General features: G+C 44.8%; 12 protein-coding genes. 9 read left to right on the top strand and 3 right to left on the bottom strand.

The genetic code is table 11. From position 1 onward, the window contains the following. Positions 1-121 precede the first annotated feature (121 nt). Positions 122-1,804 carry an alkaline phosphatase PafA gene (gene pafA / locus HYN43_RS26355; protein WP_119409135.1) on the top strand — a complete coding sequence of 561 codons (1,683 nt, stop codon included), beginning with the start codon at positions 122-124 and terminating at the stop codon, positions 1,802-1,804. Between the two features lie 106 nt (positions 1,805-1,910). Next, positions 1,911-2,537: a thiamine phosphate synthase gene (locus tag HYN43_RS26360; RefSeq protein ID WP_119406852.1), complete on the top strand. Its 627-nt coding sequence runs from the start codon at positions 1,911-1,913 to the stop codon at positions 2,535-2,537. Between the two features lie 8 nt (positions 2,538-2,545). Here HYN43_RS26360 and HYN43_RS26365 read toward each other — a convergent pair whose 3' ends face one another. After that, positions 2,546-2,959 (bottom strand): hypothetical protein, encoded by a 414-nt coding sequence (locus HYN43_RS26365; protein WP_119406853.1) that lies wholly within the window; start codon positions 2,957-2,959, stop codon positions 2,546-2,548. A gap of 153 nt (positions 2,960-3,112) precedes the next feature. Here HYN43_RS26365 and HYN43_RS26370 point away from each other — a divergent pair, with 153 nt between their 5' ends. The 6 genes from HYN43_RS26370 to HYN43_RS26395 all read left to right on the top strand — a co-directional run bounded on the left by HYN43_RS26370 (position 3,113) and on the right by HYN43_RS26395 (position 9,806). Next, on the top strand, positions 3,113-3,685 hold the full coding sequence (locus tag HYN43_RS26370) for a thiamine diphosphokinase (RefSeq protein ID WP_119406854.1): 573 nt from the start codon (positions 3,113-3,115) through the stop codon (positions 3,683-3,685). 150 nt (positions 3,686-3,835) lie between these two features. Then, positions 3,836-4,999 (top strand): DUF6515 family protein, encoded by a 1,164-nt coding sequence (locus HYN43_RS30530; RefSeq protein ID WP_162996636.1) that lies wholly within the window; start codon positions 3,836-3,838, stop codon positions 4,997-4,999. 148 nt (positions 5,000-5,147) lie between these two features. Continuing rightward, positions 5,148-6,215 (top strand): SGNH/GDSL hydrolase family protein, encoded by a 1,068-nt coding sequence (locus tag HYN43_RS26380; protein ID WP_119406855.1) that lies wholly within the window; start codon positions 5,148-5,150, stop codon positions 6,213-6,215. Positions 6,216-6,286: 71 nt separating this feature from the next. Then, on the top strand, positions 6,287-7,567 hold the full coding sequence (locus tag HYN43_RS26385; protein WP_119406856.1) for a replication-associated recombination protein A: 1,281 nt from the start codon (positions 6,287-6,289) through the stop codon (positions 7,565-7,567). A 66-nt stretch (positions 7,568-7,633) separates the two neighbouring features. Further along, positions 7,634-9,109, top strand: coding sequence for a DUF5687 family protein (locus HYN43_RS26390; RefSeq protein WP_119406857.1), 1,476 nt, complete (start codon positions 7,634-7,636; stop codon positions 9,107-9,109). Between the two features lies 1 nt (position 9,110). Then, entirely contained in the window at positions 9,111-9,806 is a 696-nt protein-coding gene (locus tag HYN43_RS26395; RefSeq protein WP_119406858.1) for an ABC transporter ATP-binding protein, read from the top strand. Positions 9,807-9,938: 132 nt separating this feature from the next. Here the strand turns inward: HYN43_RS26395 and HYN43_RS26400 are convergent, their stop codons facing one another. Together HYN43_RS26400 and HYN43_RS26405 are read right to left on the bottom strand one after the other, a co-directional pair. Further along, a complete protein-coding gene (locus HYN43_RS26400) occupies positions 9,939-11,180 on the bottom strand; it encodes a peroxiredoxin family protein (protein ID WP_162996637.1) in 1,242 nt (413 codons plus the stop codon). A 57-nt stretch (positions 11,181-11,237) separates the two neighbouring features. Then, positions 11,238-12,377, bottom strand: coding sequence for an acyl-CoA dehydrogenase (locus HYN43_RS26405; RefSeq protein ID WP_119406859.1), 1,140 nt, complete (start codon positions 12,375-12,377; stop codon positions 11,238-11,240). A gap of 394 nt (positions 12,378-12,771) precedes the next feature. Between HYN43_RS26405 and HYN43_RS26410 the strand changes: the two genes are divergently transcribed. Next, positions 12,772-13,014, top strand: coding sequence for a helix-turn-helix domain-containing protein (locus tag HYN43_RS26410; protein ID WP_119406860.1), 243 nt, complete (start codon positions 12,772-12,774; stop codon positions 13,012-13,014). The last annotated feature ends 42 nt before the right edge of the window (positions 13,015-13,056 follow it).

A 13,056-nucleotide genomic window follows, 5' to 3' on the forward strand; every position in this document is an offset into this window, starting at 1 on the left:
TCAAAAGCACCCCCTTCAGGGGGCGGGGGCCTTTGTAACAATCCCCACGCTTAACAAAAACATCATATTGCATTTTAATTGCTTTGCTGATATTTGGCGCAATAAAAAAATATTTTTCGCGATGAAGTTTAAACATCTGCTGTTCATTTCCCTCTCCCTGGCCACCGTTTCGGTATCGGCACAAAAAAAGAAAGCGATTACACCGGCTGCCCCGGCATCAGCATCAGTACCACGCCCTAAACTGGTTGTTGGTTTAGTGGTTGACCAAATGCGCTGGGATTACTTATACCGTTATTATGACCGTTATCAATCGGGCGGTTTTAAACGGATGCTAAACGAGGGCTTCACCTGCGAAAACACCAATATCGATTATATCCCAACCGTAACAGCCGCGGGCCATACCTGTATCTACACCGGCTCTATCCCGGCTATCCACGGCATAGTGGGTAATGATTTTATTATCCAGGCTACCGGTAAATCAATGTATTGCACTGATGATAGTACCGTTGTAGCTGTTGGCAGTACTTCAAAAGCAGGGCAGATGTCGCCCCGCAATTTGCTGGTTTCTACTGTTACTGATGAGTTGCGTTTGGCTACCAATTTCCGCTCAAAAGTTATTGGTATTGCGTTGAAAGATCGCGGCGGAATCCTGCCTGCCGGTCACTCGGCCAATGCAGCTTACTGGTTTGATGATGCCAGCGGTAACTGGATCACTAGCACTTATTATATGAACGATTTGCCTGTATGGGTAAAATCGTTCAATGATCAAAAAATTGCCGAAAAATACCTGAAGCAGGATTGGAACCCGCTGTACCCTATCAGTACCTATGTGCAAAGCGCGCCGGATAACAGCGATCGTTATGAAGGTAAATTTTATGGCGCAGCAACGCCCACCCTGCCTGTTAAAACTTCCGAATTGTACAAAGGCCGTATCGGCATGATCCGTTCAACCCCTTTCGGCAATACCATGACGCTGGATTTGGCCAAAGCTGCCGTAGAAGGTGAAAAGCTGGGTAAAAACACCGTAACCGACTTTTTAGCCGTAAGCCTTTCATCAACAGATTATGTTGGTCACCAGTTTGGCCCTAACTCGGTTGAAGCTGAAGATACTTATTTAAGGCTCGATCAGGATCTGGCCGCGTTTTTTAATTATTTGGACGGAACAGTAGGTAAAGGCAACTACACCGTATTTTTAAGTGCCGACCATGGTGCTGCCCATAACCCTAACTTTTTAAGAGATCATAAAATACCGGCAGGTGTTTGGGACGATAGCCAGGCCGCAAAAGCTATGAATGCGATGATTAGTGATAAATACAAGATCAATAACCTGATCATCAGCATGGATAATTACCAGGTTAATTTTAACAACGCCGCCCTGCAAAAATCAGGTGCAAGCGAAGAAGCCATTAAACAGGATTGCATTGCTTACCTGCAAAAACAACCGGGCGTAGCTTACGCTATCGATTTGCAAAGGGTACAAACTGCCAATATTCCTGATGATTTGCGCAGCATGATCATTAACGGTTATAATGCAGAGCATAGCGGTGCCGTACAGATTATCCTGAAACCGGCATGGTACACCGGTCATGGTACTAATGATCGCGGCCCAACCGGCACCACCCACGGCACCTGGAACCCATACGATTCGCACATCCCGTTGGTATTTATGGGCTGGGGCATTAAACACGGCAGCCTTACCCGCCAAACCCACATGACGGATATTTCGGCCACTATTGCCTCATTATTGCATATCCAGGCACCTAACGGTAATGTTGGCAAAACCATCAGCGAAGTTTTAAAATAATGTTGAAATAATATTGATCCCGGCAGGCCCGGTTTACGTTAAAGTCCGAAAGATTCTTTGTAGTTTTTCGGACTTTATATTTCAGGCCGATTTTTGGATTTTAACAATGAAAAAATACGTTTCTAAATTTCATTACCTCACGCATGATCTCCCTGGCTTTAGCCACATACAGCAGGTGCAAATGGCCTGCAGCGCCGGCGCCAACTGGATTCAATACCGTTGCCTAACCAAACCCGAAGACGAGCTGGTGGATGAAATAAACGAAATAGCCGAAATATGTGACGAGTGGGGAGCAACCCTTATCATAGCCAACCACTACGACCTGATTGACCGGGTTGATGCCCAGGGTGTACATATTGACGATACCGATGCCGATCTGCCCACCATCCGCAAGGTTATCGGCCAGGATAAAACCCTCGGTGTATCGGCTGCTGATACCGATGAACTATTAAAATTGCAAAGCACCGGCGTGGTTGATTATTATGCTTATGGCCCTTTCGCATCTGTTGTAACCGAAGAACCGGACGGCTCCATCCCAATAGGATTTAACGGTTACCGCCAGTTGGAGAAACTGGGCATTGAAATTCCGGTAATAGCTGTTGGCGGAATTCAATTGGGCGATGTAGAAAATCTGCTTCAAACGGGCGTAGATGGCATAGCCGTATCGTCGGCCATAAATCTTGTTGCCGATCCGGCTACGAAGGTTAAAGAGTTTTACAGGAAGCTTTATTAGCAGTAGGATTACTTATACATTATTTGCCAATTAGTTGCGGTTAATTCATCAAGCGAATATTCCAACCGTTTGAGGTACTTTTTATTCCCGGGCAGATAGCTCATATCCGCGCCGCCTCTTTGGTATTTGGCTAATGAATCGGTGCTGAAAACATAGATATACAAACTTTTACTTTTGCTTTGTTTAATATATTCAAGCCAGGCATTTTCTCCCGATTTGCTTATCAAAGAAGTATCACTGGGCGCTATGCTTTCTGAAATATAGTAGGCAATTTCATTGTTGGTACGTTTGGTTGTATCATTACTCACTTCTACCGCAATACGAGCCTGCGAGTTATTGATAACAGACATCCGATAGTCGGTGTAATCCATAATACAGCCCGTGAGCAGTATGGGCGCAAATAATAAAATCAGCTTCTTCATAGTTTGGTTTATCTCCTATTAATACATGGTTAATAAAAAGGTGACCGTTATTATTATACTACGGTCATAAAACACCTCTTCTACATCCAATCCCAATAAAAACCCCATCTTTATATTTTCATTTAATATTCATCTCATCCATCTACATTAGCAATGTCATCACATCATATAGTACGCGAAAAACAGGAACCTGCTTTACTGGTTTTAAGTATGGATACTTTTGATGAGGAGATGCTGGGCCAGCTGCTGGAGTGGAGCCCTACTGTTATTTGCACTATTGATACTGCCGAAAAGCTGAACGCGCTTGAAATAAAGGTTGATTGGATAATAAGTGACAACGATACAGCAGATCTGCAATCGGACGTAAAGCTGGTGCCGGTTGGCGAAGATGGGGCAACTGTATCGGCCTTAAAATACCTGGTTCAAAACAACTATCCATCGGTAAATGTAGTTGTTGATGATTTTGAACCCGGCAATTTTGAGTTGTATGCCGATAAGATAAACCTGGTGGTGTTTAAAGGCTCCCAAAAGATCTACCCGGTTAATTCAGGCTTCAGCAAATGGAAACCCGCAAATGAGTTCATTGAATTACTATCTCAGCCCACAAGTTTAAACACAAGTGGCCTTGAAGCGCTTGGTAGCAACAGGTACAAAACCACGCATGATGGTTTCTTTACCCTGCAGTTTGAACCATCTTTTTTGTTCATTGCCGAAGATCTGGAGTAGCTAAACAAGCTGCCGGTACGTATAGTTAATATTGGCGGGCTTTTTGAATAAAAAATAATTAAAAACGCGTTAAACCGTTTAAACATTTAATAGTCTATATATTTATATCAGCAAAAAACACCATGCTGATCAGTTAAAAAATCTTTCATCATGAAAAGGACATATAAAAATCTGTTAACAATTGCTTTGGGGGGCCTGTTGAGCTTATCCTTAGCATTTAATGCCGATGCACAACGCGGTGGTGGATCTCGTGGCGGTAGCGGTGGTGGAGGCGGCGGAGGTGGCGGTTCGCGCCCATCCGGAGGCGGTAGTAGTGGCGGAGGTGGTGGAAGTTTTTCCCGTCCTTCGGGTGGAAGTTTTTCACGCCCTGCTCCTTCAATTGGTGGTGGCCAGGCTATAGCACCCCCATCACGCAGTTACGGCGGCAGCCCACGTGGCAGTTACGGCGGTTCAATAGCCCCGTCATCAGGCCAGTACGGCGGGCGCGGCAGTTATGGTATCAGGCCTAATGGCTCGGCTGTTGCTCCGCAACGTAGTTATGGCAGCACCGGTCGTACAGTATATGGCGGCATAGGCCGCGGTGGTTATTCCACTGTCGACAGGCGCGCTTATAACGGCGGTCGCGGTACATTTTACCGTGGCGGTGGTTACGCTTATGGCGGCCGCAGGGTTTACCCGGGTACTTACTATGGTGGCCGTTACGGTGGCCGCGGTGGTTATTTTGGTAACCACTATTATTATCCATATCGTAACTACTATTGGTCAAATTACTATCCGCGTTTAGGTTTTAGCATTGGTTATTTACCTTATGGCTATTATCCTTTCTGGTGGGGCGATTATCAGTATTACTATTCGGATGGTTTGTACTACCGCCAGTACAATGATCAATACACCGTGGTTGAGCCACCGGTAGGTGCCGAAATTAAAAGCCTGCCATCTGGTGCCGAATCAATCACCATTAACGGCGAACAGTACTATGAGTTAAACGGCGTTTACTACCAGCCATATACCAAAGATGACGGAACCACTGTTTACGTAATTGCCGGTAAAGATGGCGAGTTAAATACCGATCAGGGTAATGGCGGCGCCGACACCATGGATCAGGGCCCGCAAATTGGCGATATTGTAGGCCAGTTGCCTCCCGATTGCAGGAAGATTAAAATAAACGGCGAAAAGCTGTTTGTATCGCCTGATGGTTTTTACTACCAGGAAACCGAGCAGAATGGCAATAAAGCTTACAAAATTGTAGGCACCCCATCTGATGATCCGGAAGATAACGGTGGCGATAGCGATCAAAACCCCAATCAGCAGTAATTAATAAAAATTCAGCATATATATCAGGGCTGCTTCTATAAGGAGGCAGCCTTTTTTATTTCCGGATATTTGACATAGATGGCCGGTACTTCATTATGCTATAAAAGTATTAGTGTGCAAGCCGGCTAATGGCTAATTTTATTGCACCATGAAACACTACGTTTTTCTGCTATTTATATTGTTTAGCAAGCTTGCATCTGCCCAAAACAACCAGTTAAGGCTTTTTACGGCCGATAACCCGTTACTAAAGTACGTAGGCCGCTTTGAAATGACTAACCCGCGGGCTCCCCGCGTGTGGACGGCCGGTGCTTATATGCTGGCCCGCTTTAAAGGCAAACAATGCGAAGTGCTGGTTAACGATGAGGTAATGTACGGCAAAAGCCATAATTATTTAGAGATTGTGGTTAACGATAAAAGGCCTTATCGCATTAAAACCACCGGAAAAACAAATGTAATTGCTATTCCGGATAGTTTGCTTAATGATGGTGCAAACACCCTGTTAATTTGCAAGGATACCGAAACGCACATTGGTTATATTGAATTTGCGGGCATCCGTTGTGCACAATTGCTGCCGCTTAAACATCAGTCTAAACATAAAATCGAATACTTTGGCGATTCGATAACCAGCGGCGCAGGCATGGATCTTTCGGCAGTGCCCTGCGATAAGGGGGAGTGGTACGATCAGCACAATGCTTACATGAGTTACGGCGCCCGAACCTCGCGCAACCTGGATGCTGAATGGCAGCTTACCTCGGTTGCAGGCATAGGTCTGGTACACAGTTGCTGCGATATGAAGGTGGTGATGCCGCAGGTATATGATAAACTTTACCTCCGTAATGATTCACTGGCCTGGGATTTTAAACGCTACCGGCCCGATGTGGTAACCGTATGCCTTGGTCAGAATGACGGTGTACAGGATTCAACCTTGTTTTGCAGTACTTACGTTAAATTTATTGATACCCTCCGCGCAAAATATCCTGATGCTGACATTGTTTGCCTTACCAGCCCCATGGCTGACGCCAAACTTACAGCCGTGCTGCAGCGTTATCTGACAACCATCACAGCTTATGTAAATAATAGGGGCGATAAAAAAGTAAGCCGGTATTTCTTTTCCTGCAGATATTGGAGTGGTTGCGGTACCCACCCCGATCTGGCCGAACATGAATTGATTGCTAATGAGCTTACCGCTTATATTAAACGCCTGAAAGGGTGGTAGGCACAGGCTGTTGATTTGTTATTTACTAATTTTTTTAGGATTTAGCATTTTCTTTTCTGAATTTTACGTTTATGAACAATCTCCCGCCATTAGCCGAACGTATGCGCCCCAAATCGCTTGATGATTATGTGGGGCAAAAGCATTTGGTGGGGCCGGGAGCTGTACTGCGTAAAGCCATCGAATCGGGCGCCTTACCCTCCATGATATTCTGGGGGCCGCCTGGGGTTGGTAAAACCACTTTGGCTTATATCATTTCTCAATCCTTATTCAGGCCGTTCTTTGCTTTAAGTGCCATTAATTCGGGCGTAAAGGATGTGCGGGAGGTGATTGAAAAAGCATCCCTGATGAAAGCGCAGGGAGGCACGCTGCCCATTTTGTTTATTGATGAGATCCACCGTTTCTCTAAATCGCAGCAGGATTCATTGCTGGGCGCTGTTGAGCGGGGCATTGTTACGCTGATAGGCGCTACCACCGAAAATCCATCCTTCGAGGTAATCTCGGCTTTGCTGTCGCGTGCGCAGGTTTATATTTTGCAGCCGCTGGCCGAGCAGGATCTGATCGATCTGCTAAACAAAGCCATGAAGGAAGACGAGGTGCTGCAGCAAAAAAAGATCACCATAAAAGATTATGAAGCCCTGTTGCGCCTCTCGGGCGGGGATGCCCGCAAGCTGCTCAATATTTTCGAGCTGCTGGTAAATGCTTTTGATAAGCGTGATGTGGTGCTAACTAACGAGGTTGTGCTTGAACATGTACAACAAAACATGGCCCTGTATGATAAAACCGGCGAGCAGCATTATGATATCATTTCGGCCTTTATCAAATCTATGCGTGGCTCTGATCCAAACGGGGCGGTTTACTGGCTGGCGCGGATGATAGTAGGGGGTGAGGATCCGCTGTTTATAGCCCGGAGGATGCTGATCCTTGCATCAGAGGATATCGGCAATGCCAACCCCAATGCCCTGCTGCTGGCGCAAAGCTGCTTTGAGGCGGTGAATAAAATAGGTATGCCCGAGTCGCAGCTTATTCTGTCGCAAACGGCCATCTATCTCGCTACATCGCCAAAAAGTAATTCGGCTACTACAGCCATTGGTGCTGCCATAGCTTTGGTTAAGCAAACCGGCGATCTGCCCGTGCCTTTACATCTGCGCAATGCCCCAACCAAATTCATGAAAAATATAGGTTACGGTAAAGACTACAAATACGCCCACAGCTACGAAGGTAATTTTACCGATCTTGATTTTTTACCCGATGCCCTGCGCGGAACAAAAATTTACGAACCCGGTAACAACGCCCGCGAAAACGAATCAAAAGAAAAGTTAAGAAAACTTTGGGGCGACAGGTATAAATACTAATTTACACCCTGTACTACAAGGCATACTTTAGGTTATATATGCCGCAAACCTTAACCGCTTATATCTATGATCTCTACCTTTCTCAGTCATGAGCTAAAAGCATTCTGGCGATCAAAAAACACCGGAAAAAGCATTGCCATACGCGTGGTGATGGGCTTAATGATCTTATACTTGTTCGGCCTTGTGCTTCTTGCAGGTTTGTATTTAAATGATATCCTGGAGGGAGTTTTTAAGCACGATGATGTCACAGTATCTTTTTGTGGTATTATCCTTATTTACTTTTTATTCGATTTGCTGATGCGTATGCAGCTACAAGAGTTGCCAACATTAAAAGTGCAGCCTTATCTGCATCTGCCTATTAAACGAAACACGGTTGTGGGCTACCTGGCGTTTACGGCCATGTTATCTGTTTTTAACCTATGGCCCATCATCCTTTTTGTACCTTTTGTATTAAAAGTGATCCTTGCCGATTCGGGCCTGGTAACCGCGTTGGTTTTTATAATAGCTATTGCAGGCTTAATGCTTTTCAATAATTATTTTTCGCTGTTTATTAAGCGCAAGGCCAATCTTAACGGCTGGGTTTTTCTGGGCTTTGCGGCTGGGTTAATTCTTATTATCCTGGGCGATTTTCGCTTTCACCTGTATTCGGTGCGCAGTATTTCCTACCTGTATTTCGGACACTTGATCAGTAACCCGGTATTGGTATTGCTGCCCGTGATCCTTGCCGCTGCAATGTATTATATCAATTTTTCCTATCTCAAACAAAACCTGTATCTCGAAGAGCTGAGCTCGCGCAAGGCCTCAGCCTATAAAAGCAGTACCGAGTTTCCGCTGTTAAGCCGTTTTGGCCGCGTGGGCGACCTGGTAGCTAACGAACTGAAACTGATCTTCCGCAATAAACGCCCCCGCTCGGCGTTGGTAATGGGCTTGTTTTTTATGTTTTACGGGTTGATATTTTACACCAACGCCTTATACGGTCAGTCGTGGTATATTTTTGTGGGTATGTTCATGACCGGTATTTTTATTATCAGTTACGGGCAGTTCATGTACAGCTGGCAGGCCGCCCATTTTGATGGCCTGCTGGTAACCAAAATTAATTTTGCCGATTTTTTAAAAGCCAAATACCTGTTGTTCACCATCATCTCTACGGTGGCTTTTATCCTCACCACTCCTTACGCTTACTTCGGTTGGAAAATAGTATTGGTGCATTTTGTAATGTACCTCTGGAATATTGGTATCAACACCACCATCGTGCTGTTTTTTGCCAACCGCAATGCCAAGCGCATCGACCTGTCGAAAGGGGCCTCATTTAACTGGGAAGGTGTAGGCGCAACGCAAATGCTGCTTTCTTTCCCGCTTATTATAACGCCGTATATCATTTACCTGCCATTCCAGTTGTTTAAGCATGCTGATATAGGGTTAGCGATCCTTGCCGCTACGGGAATCACATTTATTTTAACCCGCGATTTCTGGATCAAAAAACTGGAAGAGGATTTTATGCAAAAACGTTACACCATTGCCGAAGGCTTCAGAAACAAATAATATGATCGAAGTAAAAAACATTAAAAAGGTTTACAACGGCATTACCGTAGTAAATGTACCCGAACTGCAAATAAACAAGGGCGAAAGTGTAGGCCTGGTTGGCAATAACGGCGCAGGCAAAACTACGCTGTTCCGGATGGTGCTTGATTTAATCCGCGCCGAAAGCGGAGAGGTGCTCTCTAACGGTGAAACGGTTGCTGGGCACGAGCACTGGAAGGATTATACCGCCGCCTATCTCGACGAGGGTTTTTTGATAGACTACCTTACCCCCGAAGAGTATTTTTATTTTGTTGGAGGATTGCATAACTACAACCGCGCACATGTGGATGAAGTGCTGACCGGCCTCAGCGATTTTTTTAACGGCGAGATCCTGAAGAAAGGAAAATACATCCGTGATCTATCCAAAGGAAACCAATGTAAAGTTGGGGTAGCCGCCTGCCTGCTGCAGGAGCCGCAATTACTGATGCTGGATGAGCCTTTCGCCAATATCGATCCGAGCACGCAATTCAGGCTCAAAAATTTACTTAAAGATCTCAACAAAAATAAAGGCGTAACCACCATTGTGTCCAGTCACGATTTGAATCATATTACCGATGTGTGCGACCGCATTTTGCTGATGGAAAAAGGTGCGATTATAAAAGATATTGCCAAGGGTTCGTCAACGCTGGATGAATTGGAAGCGTATTTTGGGGTGTAGGGGCCGCCTGCTACCTAAAAGGGGGAGAGCTTGGTTGGCTATCAGTTTTTTAAGAGGCTGTATCATAAATTAAAATGATGCAGCCTCTTTTTTCGTGGTTTTGGAAAGTCCTCTTGTGTATAAGCACTCCTTTCAGGGGGCAGGCGGGGCATTCAATAAATCATCCGTCAGTTTTTCAAACTCGTTGGTAAACTCGGTATAATGCTCGCCGGTACCGGGGCCGCTAAAGCCGGTGTGTATTTTTTGCACATCGCCGTTTTTATCAATAATAATAGTAGTAGGGAAGCCTACAACTTTTGCCAGCATGGGGAGGCTTTGGGCGGTTTGTTTTTTATCGCTGGTGTAGCCGGTTATCAATAGTGGGTAGGTAACATTAAACCTGTCTTTAACCTGTTGCAGCGCTTTTTTCGATTTTTCAAAATCGGTAGTGCGCTCGTAGGCCAGGCCAATTACTTCTACACCTTTATGATGGTATTTTTTGTAGTAGTTAACCATATAGGCGGTTTCGTCCATACAGTTGGGGCACCATGATCCTAATATCTGAACAATAACCACTTTGTTTTTATAGCGGGCATCATCCAGCGATACCGTTTTGCCATCCAGATCTTTAAAGCTGAACGCGATTTTTTTATAGCCTGGTTTTAATGAGGTAAGCGAATAGGCATCGGGCAGTTTAGCGTTTTCGTCTCTTAGGGCTTTCCATCCTTCCTGTGCCGAATATCCCGCGTAAAATTTACCATCGGTAATGGTTTTATCATCATTAATGGTAGCAGTAAACGTGTAGGCATGTCCGCCATCAAAGGTGGATAGATATAGTTTATGGCCACTTACCGATCCCTCTAAAAACCGGTAATCGCCGGTGGTGGTGAGGAATGTGCCGGTAAGTTTATTGCCGCTTTGCTTAAACTCGGCTACAGTGGTATCTGCTCCGGCACCTTCGCCAAAAACAGCCGACCAGCGCCCGGTGATATCTGCTGCCGGTTTTTCGGCATCTTTTAAAAATCGCCATGAGGTATTGGGGGTAGCATTAAATTCAATCAGCAAATCATTATCGGCCAGGTGACGCACCCAGTTACCGCTCAGGTTTCCGCCATCCAGCTTCAATTTAAATTCGGAATTGAAGAGGGGCATGTGTATAAAAACCGAATCGCCTTTGGCGCTTACATCGGTTACTTTAAAGCGTTCGGCACCGTTAATAATGGCCAGCTGTTGTTTGCCGCCGGTGTTGCTTACATCAAAATTAAAAGGAATTTCGGTGCCCGATTTGGTTTTTAGGGCGCCGCGCCATACGCCGGTTTGCAGTTTGGTTTGGGCAAAGCCGGTTTGCAGCAATAGCATGCCGCAAATACCGGCCGCGATATTTTTGAAAGTCATACTTAAATATATAGTCTACTAAATCTATATACTTTCAAAGGTATAAAAACAACGGCGTTATTTCAACACTCCGCGCGAAATGACAATTCTTTGAATTTCAGAGGTCCCTTCATAAATCTGGGTAATCTTGGCATCACGCATCAGGCGCTCAACGTGGTATTCTTTCACGTAACCGTAACCGCCGTGAATCTGCACGGCTTCGGTGGTGGTGCGCATGGCAACTTCCGATGCATATAGTTTAGCCATTGATGAGGCCTGAGCATAAGGCTTACCATGATCTTTAAGCCAGGCGGCCTTGAAGCACATTAACCGGGCCGCCTCAATTTCGGTAGCCATATCGGCCAGTTTAAACTGGATGGCCTGGTGATCGGCAAGCGATTTACCAAAAGCTTTGCGATCCTTTGCATATTGAACAGCCAGCTCATAAGCCCCGGACGCGATGCCCAAAGCCTGCGAAGCAATGCCGATACGCCCGCCCTCCAACAAATTCATGGCAAATTTAAACCCGAAGCCATCTTCGCCAATGCGGTTTTCTTTAGGTACCTTAACATCGGTAAACATTAGGGAGTGGGTATCTGAACCGCGAACCCCCATTTTGTTTTCTTTGGGGCCGATGGTAAAGCCGGGCAAGCCTTTCTCTACAATAAAGGCGTTAATACCATGGTGCTTTTTTTCGATATCAGTTTGGGCGAATACGATGTAGGTAGATGCTGTGCTACCATTGGTGATCCAGTTTTTGGTACCGTTAAGCAGGTAATGATCGCCCATATCAATAGCCGTGGTGCGTTGCGACGTTGCATCCGAGCCTGCTTCAGGTTCCGATAAACAAAAAGCGCCTATTTGTTGGCCGCTGGCTAGGGGCACTAAATATTTCTGCTTCTGCTCTTCGTTCGCGTACTTCTCCAACCCATAACAAACCAGCGAATTATTTACCGATACCACTACCGATGTGGAGGCATCAATTTTTGAAAGCTCTTCCATTACCAGTACATAAGATATGGCATCCAAACCGGCACCGCCGTATTGGGGGGATACCATCATGCCTAAAAAGCCGAGCTCGCCTAACTTTTTTATTTGTTCGGCCGGAAATTTTTGATGTTCGTCGCGTTCAATAACACCGGGTTTTAATTCGGTTTGGGCAAAGTCACGCGCCGCCTGGCGGATCATTTTTTGCTCGTCGGTTAGTTCGAAATGCATAGGTTTAATTATTACCTAAATATATAAAATTACTATGCATGCATAGTAAAAAATCTGTAAACAAAAAAAGAGAGCCTTTTGCGAAGCTCCCTTTCCCCTAATTAATTTAAACTATTGATTAAACCCAAAACAAAGAACAAAAAATCTCAACTTGGGCGTCTGAGAATTCAATTTAATTTTTCACAGGTAGATGTTACTAAATTCTTTTTTTCACAGATGATACAGGGCGAGTATTTATATACAAATCTGTTGCCATAATTATAAAATTGTGGCATTAATATTTCATGTTTAAACGCTAAATGTTCATTTTTATAAAACAATAATATCTGCCTATAAAATATCAGCGCGTTATTTTACATTTATAGTAATGTTAATTACATAAACTTATATTGATATGTTATTTACTGATTTTGAGTATCTTGACGAAACAGATAGCGCGTTTAAGCGCAAAGTAGCCCAGCAAATCAGGAATCTGCGCAAGCAAAACCGGGTAACGCAGGAAAAATTTTTTGCCGAAACGCGCATAAATATCGCGCGGTTGGAAACGGGTATTATTGATATCAGGCTGGAAACGCTGCGAAAAATTTGTTATTATTTTGATGTTTCCTTAACTGGTTTTTTTCAGGGCATCTCATAAATTATCTTATTTCGAAAAAATACTGTCCTAAAATCTATTTTA

The organism is Mucilaginibacter celer (assembly GCF_003576455.2).
Taxonomy (GTDB): Bacteria; Bacteroidota; Bacteroidia; order Sphingobacteriales; family Sphingobacteriaceae; genus Mucilaginibacter; species Mucilaginibacter celer.